Source organism: Streptomyces sp. NPDC008150 (assembly GCF_042956945.1).
Lineage (GTDB): Bacteria > Actinomycetota > Actinomycetes > Streptomycetales > Streptomycetaceae > Streptomyces.
On record NZ_JBIBHJ010000002.1, the window covers coordinates 585,534 to 608,120 of the forward strand.

Annotated in this window: 22 protein-coding genes; 11 read left to right on the top strand and 11 right to left on the bottom strand. The window is 73.8% G+C overall.

What is annotated here, in order from left to right:
• Positions 1–136: 136 nt before the first annotated feature.
• On the bottom strand, positions 137–769 hold the full coding sequence (locus ACFZA0_RS08550; protein ID WP_391013251.1) for a TetR family transcriptional regulator: 633 nt from the start codon (positions 767–769) through the stop codon (positions 137–139).
• Between the two features lie 192 nt (positions 770–961).
• Between ACFZA0_RS08550 and ACFZA0_RS08555 the strand changes: the two genes are divergently transcribed.
• Positions 962–1,894 carry an SDR family NAD(P)-dependent oxidoreductase gene (locus tag ACFZA0_RS08555; protein WP_391013253.1) on the top strand — a complete coding sequence of 311 codons (933 nt, stop codon included), beginning with the start codon at positions 962–964 and terminating at the stop codon, positions 1,892–1,894.
• 31 nt (positions 1,895–1,925) lie between these two features.
• On the opposite strand, the gene ACFZA0_RS08560 is transcribed toward ACFZA0_RS08555, so the two are convergent.
• Both ACFZA0_RS08560 and ACFZA0_RS08565 read right to left on the bottom strand, forming a co-directional pair.
• Positions 1,926–4,265 (bottom strand): glycosyl hydrolase family 65 protein, encoded by a 2,340-nt coding sequence (locus ACFZA0_RS08560; protein WP_391013255.1) that lies wholly within the window; start codon positions 4,263–4,265, stop codon positions 1,926–1,928.
• A complete protein-coding gene (locus ACFZA0_RS08565) occupies positions 4,262–5,068 on the bottom strand; it encodes a beta-phosphoglucomutase family hydrolase (protein ID WP_391013257.1) in 807 nt (268 codons plus the stop codon). The genes ACFZA0_RS08560 and ACFZA0_RS08565 overlap by 4 nt, the downstream gene beginning before the upstream one ends.
• Positions 5,069–5,188: 120 nt before the next feature.
• On the opposite strand from ACFZA0_RS08565, the gene ACFZA0_RS08570 reads away from it, so the two are divergent.
• A complete protein-coding gene (locus ACFZA0_RS08570; RefSeq protein WP_391013259.1) occupies positions 5,189–5,854 on the top strand; it encodes a nucleoside/nucleotide kinase family protein in 666 nt (221 codons plus the stop codon).
• 322 nt (positions 5,855–6,176) lie between these two features.
• On the top strand, positions 6,177–7,946 hold the full coding sequence (locus tag ACFZA0_RS08575; RefSeq protein WP_391013261.1) for a glycosyltransferase family 39 protein: 1,770 nt from the start codon (positions 6,177–6,179) through the stop codon (positions 7,944–7,946).
• Between the two features lie 57 nt (positions 7,947–8,003).
• Here the strand turns inward: ACFZA0_RS08575 and ACFZA0_RS08580 are convergent, their stop codons facing one another.
• Positions 8,004–8,411: an FhaA domain-containing protein gene (locus ACFZA0_RS08580; protein WP_391013263.1), complete on the bottom strand. Its 408-nt coding sequence runs from the start codon at positions 8,409–8,411 to the stop codon at positions 8,004–8,006.
• A 301-nt stretch (positions 8,412–8,712) separates the two neighbouring features.
• On the opposite strand from ACFZA0_RS08580, the gene ACFZA0_RS08585 reads away from it, so the two are divergent.
• The 5 genes from ACFZA0_RS08585 (at position 8,713) to ACFZA0_RS08605 (ending at position 13,154) form a co-directional block, all read left to right on the top strand.
• Positions 8,713–9,636 (top strand): SIS domain-containing protein, encoded by a 924-nt coding sequence (locus ACFZA0_RS08585; RefSeq protein WP_391013564.1) that lies wholly within the window; start codon positions 8,713–8,715, stop codon positions 9,634–9,636.
• A gap of 130 nt (positions 9,637–9,766) precedes the next feature.
• Complete coding sequence (locus tag ACFZA0_RS08590; protein ID WP_391013265.1) at positions 9,767–10,138, top strand: hypothetical protein; 372 nt, start codon at positions 9,767–9,769, stop codon at positions 10,136–10,138.
• An 89-nt stretch (positions 10,139–10,227) separates the two neighbouring features.
• A complete protein-coding gene (locus ACFZA0_RS08595) occupies positions 10,228–11,034 on the top strand; it encodes a TetR family transcriptional regulator (protein WP_391013267.1) in 807 nt (268 codons plus the stop codon).
• 219 nt (positions 11,035–11,253) lie between these two features.
• Positions 11,254–11,664: a zinc ribbon domain-containing protein gene (locus ACFZA0_RS08600; RefSeq protein ID WP_391013268.1), complete on the top strand. Its 411-nt coding sequence runs from the start codon at positions 11,254–11,256 to the stop codon at positions 11,662–11,664.
• A 128-nt stretch (positions 11,665–11,792) separates the two neighbouring features.
• Positions 11,793–13,154 carry a trypsin-like serine protease gene (locus ACFZA0_RS08605; RefSeq protein WP_391013270.1) on the top strand — a complete coding sequence of 454 codons (1,362 nt, stop codon included), beginning with the start codon at positions 11,793–11,795 and terminating at the stop codon, positions 13,152–13,154.
• Positions 13,155–13,200: 46 nt separating this feature from the next.
• On the opposite strand, the gene ACFZA0_RS08610 is transcribed toward ACFZA0_RS08605, so the two are convergent.
• From ACFZA0_RS08610 to ACFZA0_RS08635, 6 genes are all read right to left on the bottom strand, one after another.
• Positions 13,201–13,386, bottom strand: a complete 186-nt coding sequence (locus ACFZA0_RS08610; protein ID WP_391013272.1) for a hypothetical protein — start codon at positions 13,384–13,386, stop codon at positions 13,201–13,203.
• A gap of 51 nt (positions 13,387–13,437) precedes the next feature.
• Positions 13,438–13,590 carry a hypothetical protein gene (locus ACFZA0_RS08615; RefSeq protein ID WP_391013274.1) on the bottom strand — a complete coding sequence of 51 codons (153 nt, stop codon included), beginning with the start codon at positions 13,588–13,590 and terminating at the stop codon, positions 13,438–13,440.
• Complete coding sequence (locus ACFZA0_RS08620; RefSeq protein WP_391013276.1) at positions 13,587–14,384, bottom strand: glucose 1-dehydrogenase; 798 nt, start codon at positions 14,382–14,384, stop codon at positions 13,587–13,589. Before ACFZA0_RS08620 ends, ACFZA0_RS08615 begins: the two co-directional genes overlap by 4 nt.
• A 95-nt stretch (positions 14,385–14,479) precedes the next feature.
• Positions 14,480–15,109 carry an MBL fold metallo-hydrolase gene (locus ACFZA0_RS08625; protein ID WP_391013277.1) on the bottom strand — a complete coding sequence of 210 codons (630 nt, stop codon included), beginning with the start codon at positions 15,107–15,109 and terminating at the stop codon, positions 14,480–14,482.
• Positions 15,109–16,197, bottom strand: a complete 1,089-nt coding sequence (locus ACFZA0_RS08630; protein ID WP_391013278.1) for an S-(hydroxymethyl)mycothiol dehydrogenase — start codon at positions 16,195–16,197, stop codon at positions 15,109–15,111. The genes ACFZA0_RS08625 and ACFZA0_RS08630 overlap by 1 nt, the downstream gene beginning before the upstream one ends.
• 258 nt (positions 16,198–16,455) lie before the next feature.
• The gene (locus ACFZA0_RS08635; protein ID WP_391013280.1) at positions 16,456–16,749 is read right to left on the bottom strand and encodes a hypothetical protein; all 294 of its coding nucleotides are present in this window, start codon (positions 16,747–16,749) and stop codon (positions 16,456–16,458) included.
• Positions 16,750–17,491: 742 nt separating this feature from the next.
• Between ACFZA0_RS08635 and ACFZA0_RS08640 the strand changes: the two genes are divergently transcribed.
• The 3 genes from ACFZA0_RS08640 to rfbC all read left to right on the top strand — a co-directional run bounded on the left by ACFZA0_RS08640 (position 17,492) and on the right by rfbC (position 21,748).
• Positions 17,492–18,898: an MFS transporter gene (locus ACFZA0_RS08640; protein WP_391013566.1), complete on the top strand. Its 1,407-nt coding sequence runs from the start codon at positions 17,492–17,494 to the stop codon at positions 18,896–18,898.
• A 220-nt stretch (positions 18,899–19,118) separates the two neighbouring features.
• The gene (locus ACFZA0_RS08645) at positions 19,119–21,083 is read left to right on the top strand and encodes a glycosyltransferase (RefSeq protein ID WP_391013281.1); all 1,965 of its coding nucleotides are present in this window, start codon (positions 19,119–19,121) and stop codon (positions 21,081–21,083) included.
• 56 nt (positions 21,084–21,139) lie between these two features.
• Positions 21,140–21,748, top strand: coding sequence for a dTDP-4-dehydrorhamnose 3,5-epimerase (gene rfbC / locus ACFZA0_RS08650; protein ID WP_391013283.1), 609 nt, complete (start codon positions 21,140–21,142; stop codon positions 21,746–21,748).
• Positions 21,749–21,779: 31 nt separating this feature from the next.
• Here the strand turns inward: rfbC and ACFZA0_RS08655 are convergent, their stop codons facing one another.
• Positions 21,780–22,583, bottom strand: coding sequence for a class I SAM-dependent methyltransferase (locus tag ACFZA0_RS08655; protein ID WP_391013285.1), 804 nt, complete (start codon positions 22,581–22,583; stop codon positions 21,780–21,782).
• Between the last annotated feature and the right edge of the window lie 4 nt (positions 22,584–22,587).

Consider the following 22,587-nt stretch of genomic DNA (forward strand, 5'->3'; position numbering starts at 1 on the left):
ACAAAGTAACGCGCACGTGCCCGTCGCGCACCGTGCGTCACGGCGCCGGGAGCGCGCCCCGGACGGGGCTCCTGCGCATCCCGCGAGGTCACCGCGATGTGCGGGCACGGACGGCGACCGCCCGTTCACACCGGGTTCACACCACCGGGGGGCGCTTCGCGGGCGCGTGGTGGCGCAGGCCGTCGAGCAGGAGGTCGAGCAGCCGGTCGGCGAGAGGACGCCCGGCGGCGTCCCCGGCGATGAGGGTCACGCCGCCGAGGGCCATCAGCACGTCGTCGGGGTCGGCGTCGGCCCGCAGCGTGCCGTCCCGCGCCCCGGCGGCGAGCAGGGCGGCGACGGCCTCGGTGAGCAGGTCGCGGGTCCGTGTGCGCAGGTCGCCGTCGGCGGCGAGGACGCTCTGGAGCACGTCCGCCATGGCGTGCTTGGCCGCCATGAAACCGACGAAGTCGCCGGCCCAGGCACGCAGCGCCAGATCGGCGGGGGTGCCGTCGAGCAGCCCGGGTGCGGCGGCGCAGAGTTTGGCCGTCTCGTTGCGGTAGGCCGCCTCGACCAGGCGTTCGCGGGAGGGGAAGCGGCGGTAGAGGGTGCCGATGCCGACGCCCGCGTCCTGGGCGATGGCCTTGAGCTGCGCGCCGGCGCCGTCCCGGGCGAAGGCGCGCGCGGCGGCTTCGAGCAGCCGGTCCTCGTTGAGCCGCGCGTCGGCGCGCAGCCTGCGACCGCCCGCGCTCCCGCCCTCCGCGCCCGGCCGCACACCCTCGGTCCGCTCCACGCCCGCCTCCTGACACCGCCCTGTTGCTATCCGGAGCCGGGTCCGCTTACGCTGATTACCGGACCCGGCTCCGCTTACCAGTCTAGGCGCGGGCCCGACCACGCGGACCACGCGGCACCCCCGCGCCCGCCCGCCATCCGGAGGGCACACAGGGCCCGCAGGCCACCGGACGCCGACAAGGAGATCCCCGCCATGACCGACACCCCGCTCCTGACCACACCGTTCGGCGCCGGGTCCACCGCGCTCGAAGTGGTCGACGGGGTCGACCTGGCCGGCCGTCGTGCCGTCGTCACCGGAGCCTCGTCGGGTCTGGGCGTCGAGACCGCGCGGGCGCTCGCGGCGGCGGGCGCCGAAGTGACCCTCGCCGTCCGCGACACGGCCGCCGGGGAGCGGGCGCGCGCGGACATCGCGGCGTCGACAGGCGGCCCGGACGTCCGCGTGGCCCAACTCGACCTGGTGAGCCGGGAGTCCGTCCGGCGGTTCACGGACGGGTGGGAGGGCCCGCTGCACATCCTGGTCGCCAACGCCGGTGTCATGGCGATGCCGTTGACGCGGACGCCGGAGGGCTGGGAGGCGCAGTTCGCGACGAACCACCTCGGGCACTTCGCCCTCGCCGCGGGACTCCACGACGCCCTGGCCGCCGCGAACGGGGCACGGATCGTCTCGGTCGGTTCGGTCGGCCACGTCGGCGGGGACGTCGACTTCGACGACCTCATGTTCGACCGGCGGCCCTACGACGCGTTCGTCGCGTACGGGCAGTCGAAGACCGCCAACATCCTGTTCGCGGTGGAGGCGACACGGCGGTGGGCCGGTGACGGCATCCTCGCCAACTCCCTGAATCCCGGGCGGATTCCGTCCACCGGCCTGATGCGGCACGTCCCGCACGTGGACGCCGGGACGGACGGCTCCGGTGTCTCCTGGAAGACACCGGAGCAGGGTGCCGCCACGTCCGCCCTGCTCGCCGCCTCACCGCTGCTCGACGGCGTGGGGGGACGCTACTTCGAGGACTGCGCGGAGGCCGGCCCGCACCGGCCGGGCGTGCGGCGCGGGGTGGCCGGCTACGCGCTCGACCCCGACCGCGCGGCCCGCCTGTGGCAGGTGTCGCTGGATCTCGTCCACCCCTGACACCTGCCCGGCTCCCCCGACCCGCCCCGTTTCAGCGGACGTTGGGCTTGCGGTGCCGCGGCTGCCGCGGTGCCGGGCGCCTGCGGGGAGCGGGAACGACGCCCACGACGGGGCCGTCCGCGCCCACGGTGAGGCTGTCCCCGTGATGACGGATCGTCAGGGGCGGCCCGGACAGCAGGGTGTAGGTCGCCTTGTCGGCCGCTATCTCCACGCGCAGTCCCCGCCCGCGGAACTGGAGGTTGAACGCGAGCCGCCGGAACCGCTCCGGCAGCCGCGGCGCGAACGCGAGGGAGTCCGCGCCGGCCCGCAGTCCGCCGAAGCCCGCGACCAGTGCCGTCCAGGTACCGGCGAGCGACGCGATGTGCAGGCCGTCCCGGGTGTTGTGCTCCAGGTCGGCCAGGTCCATGAGCGCCGCCTCGGCGGTGTAGTCGTAGGCGAGCCCCAAGTGCCCCGTCTGGGCGGCTATCACGGCCTGGCAGCAGGCCGACAGCGACGAGTCCCGTACGGTCAGCGGCTCGTAGTAGGCGAAGTTGCGGGCGATCTGGTCGTCGTCGAAGAAGCCGTCGCAGGTGTACATGGCCAGGACCAGGTCCGCCTGCTTGACCACCTGCTTGCGGTACAGGTCGAAGTACGGGAAGTGCAGCAGCAGCGGGTACTGGTCGGCGCGGGTGTCCTCGAAGTCCCAGGGCTGGTAACGGGTGAAGCCGGCGCTCTGCTCGTGGACGCCCAGCTCCTCGTTGTACGGGACGTGCACCGCGTCGGCGGCGTCGCGCCACGCGGCGCTCTCCTCGTCGTCGACGCCGAGTGCCGCCGCCTGCGCGGGATGCCGTTCGACGGCGGCGACGGCCGCGAGCAGGTTCGCCCGCGCCATCAGGTTGGTGTACGTGTTGTCGTCGGCGATCGCGCTGTACTCGTCGGGGCCGGTCACCCCGTCGAGGTGGAACACCCCGCGGTGGTCGTGGTGCCCGAGCGAACGCCACAACCGGGCCGTCTCCACGAGGAGTTCGAGGCCCGCCTCGCGCTCGAACGCCTCGTCGCCGGTGGCCGCCACGTACCGTACGACGGCGTCGGCTATGTCCGCGTTCACATGGAACGCGGCCGTGCCGGCGGGCCAGTAGGCGGAACCCTCGGAGCCCTCGATGGTCCGCCAGGGGAACGCGGCGCCGCGCAGGCCGAGTTGGACCGCGCGGTCGCGGGCGGCGGGCAGGGTGCTGTGCCGCCAGCGCAGCGCGCCGGAGACCGACTCGGGCGCGGTGTACGTCAGCAGCGGCAGGACGAACGTCTCGGTGTCCCAGAAGGCGTGGCCGTCGTAGCCGGAGCCGGTCAGCCCCTTGGACGGGATGGCGCGCTGCTCGGCGCGGGCGCCGGCCTGGAGTACGTGGAACAGCGCGAAGCGGACGGCCTGTTGGATCTCCTCGTCGCCGTCCACCTCGACGTCGGCGCGCGACCAGAAGTCGTCGAGGTAGGCGCGCTGTTCGTCGGCGAGGCCCTGCCAGCCGCCGTTCGCGGACGCGAGGGCCGCCTCGACCTGGTCGCACATGGCGGGCAGTGAGCGCACCCCGGACCAGCCGTGCGCCACCAGCTTCTCGACGCGCAGCCGTTCGCCGGGCTTCAGGACCGAGGTGACGGTCAGCCGGGCCACGTCGCAGTTGCTCTCGCTGCTGGTGGTCGTCCGCTCGGGCCCGTCGATCGTGTGGTCCGCGGCCACGGCGACGCGCAGTCCGCTGCGGCGGGTGCGGTGCACCAGGCGCAGCCGCTCTCCGGAGCAGGCGTCCTGCTCGGGCTCCAGCGGGGACTTGAGGAGCACGGAGGCGCGCGGATCGCCGTTGCCCGCCGGGAGTTGCTCGTTGGTGACCAGCTCCGACTGGACCACCACGCGGGTCTCCTCGCCGACGGCCTCCACCTCGTAGGCGACCGCGGCCAGGGCGCGCTGGGTGAGGGAGACCAGCCGGGTCGAGCGGACCCGGACCGTCGACCCGGCCGGGGACGTCCACTCGCAGACCCGTTCCAGCACGCCGCGCCGCAGGTCGAGGGTGCGTTCGTGGCTGACGAGCCGGCCGTAGCGCAGGTCGAAGGGCTCGTCGTCGACCAGCAGGCGCAGCACCTTGCCGTTGGTGACGTTGATGACGGTCTGGCCGGACTCCGGGTAGCCGTACCCGGCCTCGGCGTAGGGCAGCGGGTGCAGTTCGTACACGCCGTTGAGGTAGGAGCCCGGCAGGCCGTGCGGTTCGCCCTCGTCGAGATTGCCGCGCCAGCCGACGTGCCCGTTGGACAGCGCGAACACGGACTCGCTCTGGGCGAGGACGTCGAGGTTGAGTTCCGTCTCGCGCACGGTCCACGGTTCGACGGCGTAGGCACCCTGGGTGATCACGCGGTACCTCCCCGGGTGTCGTTGCGGGCGTCCGCCGGGCCGTCCGGGCCGCCGTCCGTGCCGCCGTCGGAGTTCCGGAGCTCGGCGAGGTCCTTCACGACGCGGCTCGCGCCGTGCCGGTAGAGGGCGTCGGTCTGGCCGACGCGGTCGACGCCGACGACGTAGCCGAAGTGGCCGGCGTGGCCCGCGTCCATGCCCGCGAGCGCGTCCTCGAAGACGGCGGACCCGGCCGCGTCGACGCCGAGGTCCTCGGCGGCGGCGAGGAAGGTGTCCGGGTGGGGCTTGCCGGGCAGTTTGCGCTCGGCGGCGACCACGCCGTCGATGCGCACGTCGAACAGGTCCTCCGCGTCGATCGAGCGCAGTACGTCACGGCAGTTGGCGCTGGAGGACACGATTGCCGTCCGCAGCCCGGCCGCGCGGACGTCCCGCAGGTACTGGATGGTGCCGTCGTACGCCTCGACGCCGTCGGTGCGGATCTTCTCCAGCAGCAGCTCGTTCTTGCGGTTGCCGAGGCCGTTGACGGTCGACGCGTCCGGTGGGTCGCCCGGGTCGCCCTCCGGCAGATGGATGCCGCGCGACTCCAGGAAGGCGCGGACACCGTCGGCGCGCGGGCGGCCGTCGACGTACTCGTCGTAGTCGCCGCTCGCGTCGAAGGGCCGGAAGCCGTCGCCGTCCCGTTCGTGGAGGAAGGCGTCGAACGCCTCCTTCCAGGCCGCGGCGTGCACGACCGCCGTCTTGGTGACGACCCCGTCGAGGTCGAAGAGGCAGGCCAGGATGTTTTCGGGCAGACCGAGCTCCGTCATACAGGCCCACTTCCCCGTACGGCCCGGTTCAGTTGCGCGGGTGGCGGACGCCACACGCGCGGCCGGTCCCGGCCACCGGTGCGGACGCGGCCGCACGGCTGCCGGTGGCAGACTTCTCGGATGCCCGCGACATTCGACGATCTCCTGGCCCGCGCCCGCTCCCTGGTGCACGACGGGCACCGCGCCGTGCTCGGCATCGCCGGCAGTCCCGGCTCCGGCAAGACGACGCTGGCGCGGCGGCTGGTGGCCGGGCTGAACGGAACGGGCGCCGCGTGGGCGGCGCACGTTCCGATGGACGGCTTCCACCTCGCCGACGTCGAACTGGACCGGCTGGGCAGCCGGGACCGCAAGGGTGCCCCCGACACGTTCGACGCGGGCGGTTACGCGGCCCTGCTGCGACGCCTGCGCGAAGAGGTCGGGGAACCCGGCGTCGTCTACGCGCCGGGTTTCGAGCGCGTCCTCGAACAGCCGCTCGCCGGGGCGATCCCCGTGCCGCCCGCGGTGCGCCTGGTCGTGACGGAGGGCAACTACCTGCTGCTCGGCACCGGCCCCTGGGCGCGGGTGCGGCGGGAGCTGGACGAGGTGTGGTTCTGCGAGGTGCCGGAGGCGGAACGGGTGCGCCGGCTCGTGGCCCGGCACGAGGAGTTCGGCAAGGACCACGACGCCGCGGTGGCGTGGACGCTCGGCCCGGACGGCCGCAACGCCCGGCTGGTGGCGGCGACCAGGGACCGCGCGGACCTGGTGGTCCCGCCGGACGCGCTGCCCGAACGGCCGTCCCGCGTCTGACCCGACGGCCGGGCCCCGGGCACGAAGACCCGTTCGCCCGGGGGGTGTTCGGGCCCCGCACGGCGGCCGGGGCTGTGCGCCGTCCCCCGGCCTTCCCGGCGCCGCGCGGGCGGTTCGGCCGGACCGGCGTGAACTCCGCGGGCCCGCGGGCCGTACCCGTCTGCACGACGGAGGGTCCGTCGGTACGCATCCTGAGGCGGTGGCGGGCCGTTCCGGTGACGGGTGCGGGCGCGGTGCGGTACGACGGCGGGACGACTGCTCCCCGTCGTACCTCGTCCGCTCCCGCACCGACGCCGGAGGCCGGGTCTCCGCGGAGCGGTCGATGACGCGCGAAACAGGCACACGAACGGCACGCGACGCGGGGACGGAGACCGGCGGGGGCGCCCGCGCCACCGGGGGCCCCGTCCGGCGGCTGTCCCAACCGTCCCCGCGCACGCGCCGGTTGGTGCTGCCGCTGCTCGTGACGGTGCTGCTCGCGCAGATGGCCGTCGCGCTGGTGACGTGCGCCGCGCAGGAGACGCCGACCATCGACGAGCCCGTGTACGTGGGTGCGGCCGCCGTGTACGTCCGGGAGCACAGCCTGCGCTACAACCCCGAACACCCGCCGCTGGGCAAGCTGTTCATCGGGGCGGGGGTGGCGCTCGCGCGTCCGCACCTCGACACGTCCTTCACCGGTGACGAGGGGGCGGTGGGACGGCACCTGCTGTACGAGTCGGGCAACGACCCGTGGCGGCTGATGCTCTGGGCGCGGCTGCCGGTGATCGCGCTCACCCTGCTGTTCGGGCTGGCGGTGTTCGCGTTCGCCCGTGAACTGGCGGGCGCGGTCGGCGGGTTGACCGCGCTGGCGTTGTACACCTTCTCGCCGGACGTCGTGGCGCACGGTTCCCTGGCGACCCTCGACGTACCCGCCGCCGGTTTCGTGCTGACGTCCGTGTGGCTGCTGTGGCGGGCCAGGATCCGGCCCTGGCGGTATCTGCCGCTCGCCGGGGCCGCGTTGGGCGCGGCGTGCGCGACCCGGGCGAGCACCCTGCCGGCGGTCGCGGTGCTGGTGCCGCTCGCCGTGCTGTCGGTGCGCGCCGCGTACGGACGGCACCGCCCGCCGGGCCGCCCCGGCCCCGAGCCCGTGCCCGGCCGGCTCCGTACGCCTCTCGCGCGGGCGGTCTGCGCGGTGCTCGTCGTCCTCGTGACGGCCGTCGCCGTGGTCTGGGTGTCCTACCTGGCGGTCGATCCGCGGCTGCGCTGGGCCCTCCCGCCCGAGGTCGGCCGTCCGCACGGACTGCGGGTCCGGCTGGCCGGTCTGCTGCCCTTCCCCCGGCCGTACCGGGACGGACTGCTGATCCAGTTCGGGCTGGAGGCCAGGCCGTGGCAGACCTTCCTGTTCGGGCGGGTGCACACCGGGCCGCTCTGGTACTACCTGCCTGCCGCGTTCGCGGTGAAGACGCCGCTGGGCACGCTGGTCCTCTGGGCGGCCGGCACGGGAGCGCTGCTCGCGGTGCGCGGGCTGCGGCCGGCCGCGCTCTACGTGCTGCTCCCCGCCGCGGTGCTGACGGCCTTCGTGATGGACTCCGCACGGGACTTCGGCACCCGGTACGCGGTGCTCGTGCCGATGCTGCTCGCCGTGGCGGCGGGGTGCGTGCCGGTCCTGGTCCGCAGGGCGTTCCGGGACACCCGCCGACGGTGGGCGTTCGCGGCGACGGGAGCGCTGGTCGCCTTCGCCGCGGTCAGCTCCGTGCGCGCCCACCCCTACTACCTGCCGTACTCCAACGAGGCGTTCGGCGGCCCGGCGGCGACCCATCTGCGGCTGCACGACTCGAACGTGGACTGGGGCCAGGACCTCGGCCGCCTCGCCGACCGGCTGCGCGAGCGGTACCCGGGCGAGCGGGTCTGGCTGGTGTACAAGGGCAGCGGCGTCCCCGCCCGGTACGGCATCCGGGCCGCCGATCCGCGCGCTGTGCCGCCGGACACGGTGCACGGGCTGCTCGCCGTCTCGGACTCGGCCGCCGCCAGGGCGACCGGCCGGCTGGCGCTGCTGCTGCGCACCAGCCGGCCCGTGGACGACGTGGGCCACTCGATCACGGTCTACCGCAGGTGACCGCCGTCCGCGGGCACGGCCACCCGCACGGGAGCCGGGTGCGCGTGCGGGTCCCGGTCAGCTCGCGGCGTACTGGAAGCCGCTCGCCCGTACGTTGCGCATGACGCTGCTGGCCACCCGGTAGCGGCCGTTGGGCACATCGCTGGAACGCGTGACGTGCACGGCGAGCGGTCCCGCCCACTCGTAGCCGCGCCGCTCGGCGTGCTTGAGCAGGCTGTCGGCGATGGCCTGCCCGACGCGGCTGCGGCTGCCCCGGCGCGTCAGCTCGTCGTGCACGGCGTCGGCGAGTTCGACGTCGTAGGCGTTGGGCACCACGGTGCGCGACCCGCTGCACACGACGGCGTTGTCGTCGCACTCGCGCCGCAGGGCGTCGAGGAGTTCGACCGGCCCCTTGTCCGAGATCCGAGCCCAGAGTGCCTCCCACCGGCTCTCCATGGCCTGTTCCAGGGCGCTGATCGCGCTCATCGATGTCACCTGCCGTCATGCGTAGGGGTTGGTCGTCCGTCCCGGCGCCCGCTGTTCCGGTCGCCGTCCACCGCGCGCCGCCTGCTCCTCGGCCGCGCCTGGGCGCCGCCGAACATGTCCGCCCCGCACGTTTCGCCGGGGTGCTGACGGCGGGTTCCCCGTCCGCGCCGGTGTATCCGTCCCCCGCGCGCGGCCCCTCGCGCGGCATCCCGTCCGGGCCGGGCGGAACCGGCGCACAAGCGCTGGTCACGGCGGAGGGTGGGCTATCTTGACCCCCGTGCGAGACAAAGGAGACCCGCCGGTGCCGTCGCCGCAACAGGCTCGGGCGCAGGCGTCCGCGATCACCTCGGGTCAGGCCGGTCCGCCGCCCGAGGGCTCGACGGCGTCCCGCCTCCGCACCCTGTTCGACGGCCGCCGCCTCTCCCCCGGCCAGCGCCGCATCGCCCAGTACCTGATCGAGAACATCGGCGAGGCCGCCTTCCTGTCGATCACGGAACTCGCGGACCGGGTGGGCGTGAGCCAGCCGTCGGTGACCCGGTTCGCCGCGGCGGTGGGGTTCGGCGGTTACCCCGCGCTGCGCGAGCGGCTCCAGTCCGTCGCGCGCAGCCGGATGGCCGGCGGTCCCGGCGCCGCCGAGGAGAGCGGCGGCAACGAGCTCCAGGCGGCGGTGGACGCGGAGTTGGAGAACCTGGAGAACCTGCGCCGCGACTTCGCCGACCCGGGCCGGATCATCGACACCGGCCGCGAACTGTCGCGGTCGACGCCGCTGACCGTGCTCGGCCTGCGCATCGCGGTGTCGCTCGCCGAGTACTTCGCCTACGCGGCCCGCCGCATCCACCCCGACGTCCGGCTGGTGACCCGCGGCGGCAGCGTCGCCTACGACTCGCTCCTCCAGTCGCGGGAGGCGGGCGGCACCTGGGTGCTGGCGTTCTCGATGCCCCGGCACGCCCAGGAGACGCTGACGGCGGTCCGGGTCGCGCGGACCGCGGGGCTCAAGGTGGCCCTGATCACCGACCTGGCGCTCGGCCCGGTCGCCGACGAGGCCGACGTCACCTTCGCCACCGGGACCGGTTCCCGGCTGGTCTTCGACTCGTACGCCGCCTCGGGCGTGATGTGCGCGGCGCTGCTCCAGGCGATGACGGACGCGGATCCCGAGCGCACCCAGGCACGCCTGGAGGAGTACGAACAGGTCGCCGACGAGTACCGGTTCTTCCTGAAGGACTGAGGGGCCCGGAGCGGCCGTATGAATGTTTTCATACGGCTTGCAAAGGAGTTGGCATATATAAATACTTCTCGTGGCTCACGGAACCGCCCCTCGGCGGGCAAAGTCCGCACCTCCGCCGGAAGCGATGCCCATGCTTCGGACCACGCACCTCAGCCCCGACTGGCCGTGCCAGGTCAAGGCACCCGGCAGCTACGACTGGGAACGTTCCGCGGCCCGCTGGCTGCGCGACCTGGTGCCGTCCCGCTACGGCGGCTACCCGGTGCTCCTGCGTCACCCCGTACTGCTGGCCCGGCACGCGCAGATCCAGGTGCAGCAGGAGATCCGGGTGGCCCGCACCGCGCTCCAGACGGCCCGCGCCGACCTGCCCCGGCTCGGCATCCCGGAGTCGGTCATCGAGCACACGATCAAGCTGTACGCGGCCGAGGTCCTGCAACTCCAGCACATCGCGCGCAGCGTGCGGGCGGTCACCCAGGCCCTGTCCGAACACCACGCACCCCGCTGACCGCCGGGCGGCACCGGGCCGGCTGCACTCAGTACCCCTCCACCGCGCACCGAGTGCCACCACTACGCACAGGGTGTTACGTTCGCGCCATGAGTTCCAGCTCCCCGGCGGTCCGGCGCATCGATAAGACGGATCCGCCGGCCTCGAAGCCGCCCATGCGGGAGGCGCTGATCGCGGCCGCCTTCCGGTTGTTCCTCGAACGGGGCTACGAGCAGACGACGGTCGACGACATCGTCACGCTCGCGGGGGTCGGCCGGCGCTCGTTCTTCCGGTACTTCCCCTCGAAGGAGGACGTGGTCTTCCCCGACCACGAGCGGTGCCTCGCCGACATGACGGCGTTCCTCGCGGGCGGCTCGGGCGCGGAGGAGCCGGTGGGGCACGTGTGCGACGCGGCGCGGACGGTGCTGCGGATGTACGCCGAGAACCCGGACTTCTCGGTGCAGCGCTACCGCCTCACCAAGGAGGTACCGGGCCTGCGCGCCTACGAGTTGTCGGTGGTGTGGCGCTACGAGCGCGCCCTGGCCCAGTACTTGCGCGGCCGCTTCGCCGGACTCGGCGACGGCACGCTGCGGGCCGACGTGATCGCCGCCGCGGTCGTCGCCGCGCACAACAACGCCCTGCGGTCCTGGCTGCGTTCGGGTGGTTCCGTCGACGCGCACGCGGCCGTCGACCGGGCCCTGGCCCACGTGGGGTCGGTCTTCGCGGACCGCGCCCCGGCCGGCGTCCCCGCGACGGACGCCCCCGCGCCCGCCGCACCCGCCGCCGCGGGCAGCGCCGCGCGGGCCGCCGCCGCCCAGGACGGCGGCGCCGAGGACGTCGTGGTCGTCGTCTCGCGGCGCGGGGCACCGCTGTGGCAGGTGGTGCGGGAGATCGAGACCGCTCTCGGCCGCGGCTGAGCCGTCGCCCCGATCCCCTTCGCGCGGACGCGAGTTGGCGCACCGGCGGGTGCCGTGCGGCGCCGCATCCCGCCCCAACTGAGGGTACGCAGTGCCTTTACGGGTGACACTGAGTGCCATAGTCTGGGCCGGTGCTCGGGGTAACGGCGCATCGGGCACGCCTGTGCACGGGGCGACCGCGCACGTGGACAACCCGCCGGGCAAAGGGAGTTGACCAGCGTGTACCACTACTCGGCGAACGCCACTCCAGCAACGACCGGCTCCCCGGGCGCCCTTCTCACCGAGGCCCCCGACGCGGAGGCCATCGTCTACCAGCGGTGCACCTGGTGCGCGACGGCCATGTACCACCGGGTGATCTGCCCCGTCTGCCGCGGCAGCGAGCTGCGTACGGAACGCAGTGACGGCACCGGCGTCGTCCACCGGACCTCGGTGGTGCACCGCAACACCCCCTCCGCGCGCAACGTCTCGCTGATCGAGATGTCCGAGGGCTTCGTCGTGCGCGGCAGGGTGATGGGCCCGCCGGTCGCCATCCACAGCGGGGACCGGGTGCGGCTGTCCACCGCCAAGGACCCCGTACGCGGCGAGCCGGTCTTCCAGTTGGTGGACGAGCCGTTCCGCCCCTGGTCCTGACACCGGCCGCCCGGCCGCTGAACGCCGGTGCGCCGCGCCCCGTATGGAGGGGCGGCGGCCGCCGTCCGGCGGGATCCGCAGCGCGGCGCCACGGACGGCCCGCGCGCCGTCCGGGTCGGGAGGCAGGCATGGGGCACGCGCGACGACGGGTCGTCCGGCGGACGGTACGGCTGGCCGCCGCGGGCGGGCTGATCCTCGGGGGCGTGATGGTCACCCGCGCGGCGGCGGGCGAGCCGGCCGCGGGGACGGCGACCGTGCGCTCGGCCCCCGCCGACTCCGGGGCGGCCGTGGTGCAGCGGCTGGGCGCCGCCCGTACCGCGGGCACCTGGACCGGTTCGGACGGGCGCACGGTGGTCGCGGTGACCGACACGAAGGCGGCGGACACGGTCCGGCGGGCGGGCCTGCGTGCCGAGCGGGTGAGCCACAGCACCCAGGACCTCACGGCGGCCACGGCCGCCCTCGCCGCCGCGCCCCGCGTCGCCGGCACCGCGTGGTCGCTGGACTACCCCGCCAACGAGGTCGTGGTCCTGGCCGACGGGTCCGTCTCCGCCGCCGACTGGTCCCGCCTCGGCTCGGTCGCCCGCGCCGCCGGCAGCTTCGTCCGCATGGAGCGCACCGCCGGGTCGTTCACCCCGCTGGTGGACGGCGCAGAGCCGATCCTGTCGACCGCGGGACGCTGCTCGGCGGGCTTCAACGTCACCAACGGGCAGGCCGACTTCGTCCTGACGGCGGGGCACTGCGGCCCGGTCGGCTCCCTGTGGTTCACCGAGGCGGACGGCACCCGGCAACTCGGCCGCACCGTCGCGCGGACCTTCCCCGGCAAGGACTTCTCGCTGGTCCGGTACGCGAACGGGAGGGCATCGACGGACACGGTGGCCACCGGGAAGGGCGGAAGCGTGACGATCACCGGCACGGGCGAGGCGACCGTCGGGCAGCGGGTGTCCCGCAGCGGCAGCACGAGCGGACTGCGCACCGGCCGGGTGACCGCGGTCGGCGCGACCGTCAACTACCCGGAGGGCACGGTCACCGGTCTGATCCAGACGTCGGTGTGCGCCGAACCGGGCGACAGCGGCGGGCCGTTGTTCGCGGGCGGCACCGCGCTCGGGGTGACGTCCGGCGGCAACGGGGACTGCGCCAAGGGCGGGACGACGTTCTTCCAGCCGGTCGGTGACGCGCTGACCGCGCTCGGGGTCCATCTCGTCGTGGCGGCGAAGGGCACCTCCGACGGCGCCGCGACGGCATCACCTGCGGCGTCCGCCACGGCCACGGCGGGCGCCGCAGCCACCGGGGACAGGTCGACCGGCCTCTCGCTGCCGCGCTCGGGCGACGACGCCGCGGCGCTGGCGTCCCGGCTGGCGCACCGCCGCAACATCGGCCCCGGGCTGCTGGTGGCCGGCGGGAGTCTGGTCGCGCTGGTGGCGGCGCGCTGGATCCGCGACGAGCGGGACCGCCGGTCCTACCGGCGGTCGTACTCGACGCTGTGGAGCTGACGTGCCGCACGGGGACGGCGAGGAGCCGGGCCCGAAAAGGTGGTTCTCAGGCCGCCCGGACGGGGTGCGGGCCTACGGCGGCCCACTCCAGGACGAGCCGCTGGTACTCCGCGCGCTGCTCGCCGCTCAGTATCCCGCCCGACCGCAGCCACAGGGCCCGGATCTCCTCGTTGACCTCGGCAGCCGATCGCTCGGTGGCGGGCTCAGGAGTGGTGGACATGGCGTGAAGCATACGACCGGGGCCGTGAAGGCGATGTGAGTAATGGCTGGCTATACGGACATTTCAGACCGTGTCGCTCGTCACGTCCATCTGTCCCCGTACAGAAGGCAGTTCACCCGCGAGTTGGCTGGTCGGCGGGGTTTTCGCGGGGGTGTTGACGGGGCGCCGGGACGCGACGCGGGTGAGCGGGGTCACGCCGCCGGCGGCCGTGCTCACACCGTCTCGCTCTCCGTCACCGCCCGCCGGAAACCGGTGTTGACGGCGGTGAGTCCGCCGTCGACGACCAGGGTGGTGCCGGTGATCCAGGCGGCGTCGCGCGAGGCGAGGAAGGCGACCGCGGAGGCGATGTCCTCCGGTTCGCCGACCCGGCCGAGGGGGTACAGCCCGCTGACCGCGTCGAGCTGCGCCTCCCGTCCGCGCCAGGCGCCGCTGCGCACGGTGCCGGGCATCACGAGGTTGGCCCGCACCCCGCGCGGCCCCGCGTGTCCGGCGAGGGTGCGGGTGAGGGAGCCGAGCCCGGCCTTGGCCGCGCTGTAGGCGTGGTTGCCGAAGTCCTGGAGACCGTTGACGGAGCCGATGGTGACGATCACGCCGCGGCCGGAGCCCACCAGGTGCGGGAGCGCGGCGCGGCAGCAGCGGTAGGCGCCGTTCAGCGTGAGGTCGAGGTCACGGGTCCACACCTCGTCCGTGCCGTCCTCGAAGAGCGGGGTGTCGGGGGTGCATCCGTACGCGTTGTTCACGAGCACGTCGAGCGAGCCGAACCGCTCGACGGCGCGGGCGACGGCCGCCTCGACGGACGCCCGGTCGGCGACGTCGCAGGCGAACGCCTCGGCGGTGCCGCCCCGTTCGCGCAGTTTCGCCGCCGTGTCCTCGGCGGCGGGAAGGTCGATGTCGGTGACGAGGACCGACGCCCCCTCCGCGGCGAGACGGCGGGCGGTGGCCGCGCCGATGCCGCGGGCCGCGCCGGTGATGAGAACTCCGTGCCCCTGAAAGCGTTCCGTGTCCGTCATGGTCCGAACCTACTGCCGGAACGATCAACGGGGCAGGGGTCGGTGGGCACCGGGACGCCCGGCGGGGACACACGTGTCCCCGCCGGGCGGTGTCCTCAGTGTCCGCGCGCGATCCACTCGTCGAGGTGCGGGGCCTCGTCGCCGATGGTGGTCGGATCGCCGTGTCCCGTAAGGACCTTGGTGCCGGGCGGCAGCGTGAGCAGCCGGTCCCGGACGGAGCTGACGATCGTCGGGAAGTCGGAGTACGACCGCCCGGTGGCCCCGGGGCCGCCCTGGAAGAGGGTGTCGCCGGTGAAGACCACGCCGAGGCCGGGGTCGTGCAGGCAGACCGCGCCCGGCGCGTGTCCGGGGGTGTGCAGCACCGTGAGGTCCGCACCGGCCGCCTCGACGACCTGGCCGTCCGTGAGCCACGCGTCGGGTTCGCGGACGGGGTGGGTCTGCTTCCACAGCGGCAGGTCGTCGGGGTGCAGCCAGATGGTGGCGCCGGTGCGCTCGGCGAGTTCCGGGGCCGCGTCGATGTGGTCGTTGTGCGCGTGCGTGCACACGATGGCGGTGAGCCGCCGGTCGCCGACGGCCTCCGCGATGGCTGCGGCGTCGTGCGCGGCGTCGATGACGATCGCCTCGTGGTCGTCGCCGACGATCCACACGTTGTTCTCGACGTCCCAGGTGCCGCCGTCGAGGCTGAACTGCCCGGAGGTGACGAGGCGTTCGATGCGCGCGGCCATCAGAAGACCACCACCGAGCGCAGGACGTCACCGTCGTGCATGCGCTCGAAGGCCTGCTCGATCTGGTCGAGTTGGATGGTCTCGGTCACGAACGCGCCGAGGTCCAGGCGGCCCTGGAGGTGCAGGTCGACGAGCATCGGGAAGTCGCGCGAGGGCAGGCAGTCGCCGTACCAGGAGGACTTGAGCGAGCCGCCGCGCCCGAAGACGTCGAGGAGCGGGAGTTCGAGCTTCATCTCCGGCGTGGGCACACCGACCAGGACGACGGTGCCGGCCAGGTCGCGGGCGTAGAAGGCCTGCTTGTAGGTCTCGGGCCGGCCGACCGCCTCGATGACGACGTCGGCGCCGAAGCCGCCGGTGAGCTCGCGGATCGCCTCGACCGGGTCGTGCTCCTTGGAGTTGACCGTGTGCGTGGCGCCCATCTTGCGGGCGGTGGCGAGCTTGCGGTCGTCGATGTCGACCGCGATGATCTTTGCCGCCCCGGCCAGGTTGGCTCCCGCGACGGCCGCGTCACCGACGCCGCCGCAGCCGATGACGGCGACGGTGTCACCGCGGCCCACGTTCCCGGTGTTGATCGCGGCACCGATGCCGGCCATCACGCCGCAGCCCAGCAGACCGGCGACGGCCGGGGAGACCGCGGGATCGACCTTGGTGCACTGGCCGGCCGCGACCAGGGTCTTCTCGGCGAACGCGCCGATGCCCAGCGCCGGGGAGAGCTCCTGGCCGGTGGCGGCGAGGGTCATCTTCTGCGCGGCGTTGTGGGTGTTGAAGCAGTACCAGGGGCGGCCGCGTCGACAGGCCCGGCAATCGCCGCACACGGCACGCCAGTTGAGGATCACGAAGTCACCGGGCGCGACGTCCGTGACGCCCTCGCCCACCGACTCCACGACACCGGCGGCCTCGTGGCCCAGCAGGAAGGGGAAGTCGTCGTTGATCCCGCCCTGCTTGTAGTGCAGGTCGGTGTGACAGACGCCGCAGGCCTGGACCTGTACGACGGCTTCTCCCGGACCGGGGTCCGGCACGACGATCGTCTCGACCCGCACCGGTTCGTTCTTGCCCGGCGCGATCACGCCGCGTACTTCCTGCGCCATGGCGCTCCATCCTTGTGTCGGTCGGTCTCGGACTCCCGACCCTACGTGCTGCCGGACGGCAAGGGCACAGGTCGGGGGTGTGCCGGGCCCGGCGGCCCGCGGCCCGGGGCATCGCGACGGCCCCCGGCCGGGGCCTTCCGTCCGTCACGGCGGGTGGCCGCGCGGGTCCGGAGGGCCACCGGCACGGGGGCCGTGGAGGCCGCCGCGGTACGCCGGGCACGCGGGAGCGCGCCGGTCAGTACCGGGCCGGGGCCGGGGTCAGGCCTGGATGCCGGGCAGGAGACCGGTGACGGGGGCGGCCAGGTCGGTGAGCTGGTGGAGCTGGTTCAGGTCGTTGAGGTGGTTCAGGCCGGACAACTGGTCGGAGATCCGCGGGAGTTCGCCCTGGCGGTCGGCGGGGAGGCCGGTCGAGGCGATGGTGTCGAGCGCGGTGACCGGGTTGAGCTTGGCGGCGTCCTGGCCCTGCGTCTCGGCGCTCGCCATCGGCGCGGCGAGGGCCGTGACGGACGCGGCGAGACCAACGGCGGCGACGATTCGTCGTGTTGAGAACATGCCCTCAGCAACGGCGGGGGGTGCCCGGCGGTCACGGGCGGACCGTTCCGCTCACCCGTCAGGCGGAAACCGGGGCCTGCGCTTGCCGCGTCCGGCGGGGCGGGGGAGCCTCGAAGGGAGGTCCGCCGCGGCCCGCTCCCCCTCGACGGGCCGCGGTCCTCCCGGGAGGCCGACATGAGTTTGGCGGCAGACAACGCGACGGCGGCGCGCACCGAGCACGACGGAGCCCCACCGGTCCCGGTGCGCACGGGCCCGGTCCCGCCGGGGGACGCGTGATGGGCCGGGCCGCCGGACGGGTCCGGTTCTCGGCGTCGGCACGGATGACCTGGACGGTCTCCACGGCGGCACGCCGCGCCCCCCGGCACCCCGGGCCGACCCCGGCGGCGCCCGCGGGGCTGCCCTGCCGCGTGCTGCGCTCCGTGCTGCGCGCCGCGCGCCCCCGCCTGCTGTCCCGGGCGTCGGGCACGGCCCGCGCGGTGGCCCGAGGCCGGACGCGCCGGTGAACCCGCGGCAGCTGACCGCCGGCCGGCCGCTCCCGGAGTAAGCGGGGCTTCACGACGCGGCAGCACGGCGCCGTACCACGGCGCGGCATCGGGCAAGCGGTGAATACGCAGCGAAACTGTTGAGTGCAAACTAGACAGTTTCGCTGTACATGTTTTACGGTGACGGGCATGGTCACCGAGCGGCAGGGCTCCCCCACGCTCACCGCACCGACCCCGATGGAGCCACTGACACAGCAGTGATACCGAAGCCCGCACCCACCCGGCCGCGCACGGCCGGAGCGCCCGCCCCCTCCCCCACCTCGTTCAACCGCAGGCTGATCGCGCCGATGATCCTGGGTTCGGTACTGAACCCGATCAACTCCTCGATGATCGCGGTCGCCCTGGTCCCGATCGGCATCGCCTTCGGGGCGCCCCCCTCCGAGACCGTCTGGCTGGTCTCCGCGCTCTACCTCGCCACCGCGATCGGCCAGCCCGTGATCGGGCGGCTCGTCGACATGTACGGGCCGCGCCGCCTCTACCTGATCGGCACCGGCATGGTCGGTGTCGCGGGTGTGCTGGGCGCGCTCGCGCCGTCGCTGGGCTTCCTGATCGCCGCGCGCGTCCTGCTCGGCTTCGGCACCTCCGCCGCGTACCCCGCGTCCATGCAGCTCACCCGCAGCGAGGCAGAGCGCACCGGCCAGGACAGCCCGGCGGGCGTGCTCACCGCGCTCGCGATCGCCAACCAGACGGTGTCCGTGGTGGGCCCGGCCCTCGGCGGCTTCCTCATCGGGGTCGGCGGCTGGCGCGCGGTGTTCACCGTCAACGTCCCGCTGTCCGCCGCCTGCCTGGTGCTGGGCGCGCTGCGTCTGCCGCGCACCCGTACCCGGTCCGCCGCCGCCGGACAGGGCCTCGACCTGCCGGGCATGGGCCTGTTCACCGTGATGCTGGGCGCGCTGATGCTCTTCCTGATGGAGCCGGGCGTCGACGACCTCTACCTGCTGGCGGTCTGCGCGCTCGCGGCGGCCGGCTTCGCCGCCCGTGAGCTGCGCGTGCCCGCGCCCTTCGTGGACCTGCGCGTCCTCGGCGGCAACAAGCCGCTCCTGGCGACGTACGTGCGCCAGTTCCTCGGCTACACCACCTCGTACGCCTTCATGTACGGCTACACGCAGTGGCTGGAGGAGGGGCGCGGGCTCAGCGCGTCCACGGCCGGTCTCGTGCTGCTTCCGCTGTCGGTCAGCGCGCTCACCGTGTCCTCGCTGACCGGACGGCGGGAGGCGATCCGCGGCAAGCTCGTCGTCGGCGCCGCCGTCCAGATCGTGGGGTGCCTGGTGCTGCTGACGGTCGGCTCGGCGAGCTCGGTGTGGCTGCTGCTCGCCGCCGGTGTCGTCATGGGGCTGCCGCAGGGCCTGATCGGGCTCGCCAACCAGAACGCCCTCTACCGTCAGGCGGAACCCGCCCGCATCGCCTCCGCCGCCGGTCTGCTGCGCACCTTCATGTACCTCGGCGCACTGGCCGCCTCCGCCGCCAACGCGGGCTTCTACCACCACCGCGCCGACACGGGCGGCCTGCACGGACTGGCCCTCTTCATGCTCGCCGGCTCCGCGCTGCTGCTCCTGGCCAGCGCTCCCGACCGTTCCCTCGTCTCCCTTGTCAGGAAGACGGCCTGACCCGCACGTCGGGAACCGGAGGGCACCGCCGCAAGCGGACCCGACGGGTCCGTCCGCGCCGCGCCCCGGGCGCGGACCGGCCCGGGAACCAAGGCCACTGACGACGCGTTCCCCTGGGAACACGTCGGACACAGAACGGGCGGCCGAGCCGGATAGCATCACGCCACGAACACCGTGCCAGGAGCAGAGCGGCTAACGATCCGAGGGGGCCACGAGCCGGATGCCGGTCAAGGTCAGCGTCATCATCCCCGTCTACAACCCGGGGCCGTACATCGAGGACTGCGTCGGTTCGATGCTGCGGCAGTCGCTGCCCCCCGACGAGTTCGAGGTCATTTTCGTCGACGACGGCTCCACCGACGACACACCCGCCCGGCTCGACGAACTGGCCGCCGAACACGCCCACATCCAGGTCGTCCACCAGGAGAATTCCGGGTGGTCGGGCAAGCCGCGCAACGTCGGCATCGACACGTCCAAGGGCGAGTTCGTCATGTTCGTCGACAACGACGACTACCTCGGCGACGAGGCCCTCGAGCGGATGTACGACTACGGCGTCGCGAACGAGGCGGACGTGGTCGTCGGCAAGATGGCGGGCAAGGGCCGCGGCGTCCCGGTGGAGCTGTTCCGCGTCAACCGCCCGCACGCGAACGTCGAGAACGCGCCGCTGATCGACAGCCTCACCCCGCACAAGATGGTGCGCCGCGCGTTCCTGGAGCGCACCGGACTGCGCTTCCCCGAGGGCAGGCGGCGGCTGGAGGACCACGTCTTCGTCACGGAGGCGTACCTGCGCGCGGACAACGTCTCCGTCCTCAGCGACTACGTGTGCTACTACCACATCCGGCGCGACGACGGCTCCAACGCCGGTTTCCAGCGCTTCGACCCGGTCGGCTACTTCAAGAACCTGCGCGAGGCCCTCGACGTCGTCGAGCGGTACACGGAACCGGGCCCCCTGCGGGACCGGCTGTTCCGCCGCTGGCTGCGCGTGGAGATGGTCGAACGGCTGAGCGGCCGGCGCATGCGCACGATCCCCGACGAGTACCGCCGCGAGCTGTACGACGAGATCCGCGGGGTGGTCCTGGAGCGGTTCGGCCCCGGTGTCGACGCCGGGCTGCGGCCCGCCCAGCGGATCGTCGCCGCCCTGGTGCGCGCCGACCGCTACGACGACCTGCTGGCGTTCGCCGAACGGCAGGCCGCCATCGCCCCCGCCGCGCGTCCCACGGGCGTCGCCTGGGCGGGCGAGGCGGTGCGCGTCACCTTCGACGTCGAGTACCTGCACGCGGACACGCCGCTGACGTTCTCCGAGCACGCGAAGGCCCCGGACGGCACCCCCGAGGACCTGGAGGGTGCCAACGCGTGGCTGGACGCCGACGCCGTCGCGCGCTTCGGCCAGGCCACCGCCGACCTCCTCGTGCGCGAACGCTCCACCTCCGCCCAGTACTTCCAGCCGGTCACGGTCGAGCGCGAGACGGTGCCGTCGGGCGAGGACGGCCGGGTCCGGCTCGTGCTGCACGTCACCGCGGACATCGACCCGGCGACCGCGGCGGGCGGCGCCCCGCTCGGCGCGGGGCTGTGGGACACGTACGTCCGTGTGGGACTGGGGAGTTGGACCAAGGACTGCCGGCTGGGCCCGGACGCGGGCCCGGACCGCCCCGAGCCGCACGCGGGGGTCGTCGGCGGCCGGGTCGTGCTGCCGTACTGGACCAACGAGCACCACAACTTCTCGCTGGACGTGGACCGGGCGGGCAAGCGCCTCGGCATCGCCGCGGTCGCCCCGGAGGACATCCGCGGCGACGGACCCGTGCTCCGCGTCCCGCTGCCGCTGCACGTGGCCGCCGCGACGCCGGTCGAACTGCGGCTGACCGGGCCGGGGGTGCCGCCGGTCGACGTGCCGGCGACGCTGTCCCCGGGCGACGGGACGGGCGAGGGCGCCGCGGGACGCGCGACGCTCACCGCGGAACTGCCCCTCGAACGGCTCAAGGGCGCCACCTGGCGCGCCTCGGTGTGCCTGGTGCCCGACGCGCCCGGCCGGCGCCGCCACGCCCTGACGCCCGCGCTGCGGGTCACGGCCTCGGGCGTACGGGCGGTACGGCCTCCGGCGCCCGCCGCTGGCGGGCCCCAACGGCCCGGCCTGGCACGGCGGGTGGTGCGCAAACTGCGGCGCACGCTGCGCTCGGCCCTGGGGCGGTAGCCCAACGGGCGGGGGGAGCAAGGCAGTTCCGATTCGAGCACGGAGGACGTGACGGCGTGCGCGCACTGGACGTAGAAGGCGCCTGGGTGTTGGAGCCCAAGGTGTTCCCGGACGACCGGGGAAGCTTCCACGAGTGGTTCAGGGGTGAGGAGTTCCGCGGGGCCACCGGGTACGACCTGACCCTGGCGCAGGCCAACTGCTCGGTGTCGCGGCGCGGTGTGCTGCGCGGCGTGCACTTCGCCGACGTGCCGCCGGGCCAGGCCAAGTACGTCACCTGCGTCCGGGGCGCCGTCCTCGACGTGGTGGTGGACCTGCGTGTCGGGTCACCGGGGTTCGGCCGGTGGGAAGCCGTGCGGCTCGACGACGACACGCGGCACGCGGTGTTCCTCTCGGAGGGCCTCGGGCACGCGTTCATGGCGCTGACCGACGACGCCACCGTCGTCTACCTGTGCTCGACGGGGTACGCGCCCGGCCGCGAGCACGGCATCGACCCGCTCGACCCGGACCTGGCGATCGCCTGGCCGCGGGACATCGAGCCGGTGCTCTCCGCGAAGGACGCCGAGGCCCCCTCCCTCACGGAGGCCGAGCGGTCGGGCCTGCTGCCCTCGTACGCCCGGTGCACGGCCTACCGCGCGGGCCTGCGCGACCGCCTGCCGGAAGGCTGACGGCCGCGCGCGGTCCGCGGGTTCGGCGGGCTCAGCGGTTGGAGGCGAACGGCTCCAGGGCCTTGCGCAGCGGCTCCCAGCCGCGCGAGCGCTTGGTGCCGCGGTTGCGGGCGCGGGTGAGGGGCGCCCAGAAGCCGGCCTCGACCAGCTTCTCCGGGGTGACCGCCTGCACCCGCTCCAGGAGGCCCTCGGGCACCTTCTGCGGGTCGGGCACCTCGAACTCGGCCATGATCTCGTCGTACTTGTCGGTGAGCACGGTGCTCGTCGGGTCGGCGCCGAAGATCACGAGCTGTCCGGTGGGCTGGGTGTCGACGAGGACGGTCACCAGGTCGGGGCGGTAGCGGTTGAGGATCTCGATGACCTTGTAGACGTCACCGGTCCACGCGTCGGTGTGCCGGTCGCGGGCCGCCTCGTCCACGCTGCGCGGCAGCATGTCGTCGAAGACGATGACGCTCGCCCAGTCCGCGTACTTCTCGATGTTGATGAAGTCCCGCAGCGCGAACTCGAACAGGTGCATGCCGTCGATGAACGCGAGGTCCAGCACCGGCCGGCGCCAGTGCCCGATCGGGCTGCGGTTGCGGGCGATGTTGCGCAGCGGGTTGCGGCCGCTGCGCAGGTGGACGAGCGGGTTCTTGCGCTCGAAGAAGGCGTCGCTGGTCGCCTTCACGAGGTGGACGTCGCACCGGATCTCGGTGACGACCTTGAACGCCGGGTCGATCGCGACACTGGGCACGCGCGACAGGGCGAGACTGCGGCCGTCGTTGACCCCGATCTCCAGGTAGTTGCGGTTGGCGGAAACCTTGTGCAGTTCGCGCAGGAACTCATGGCGTTTCACGACG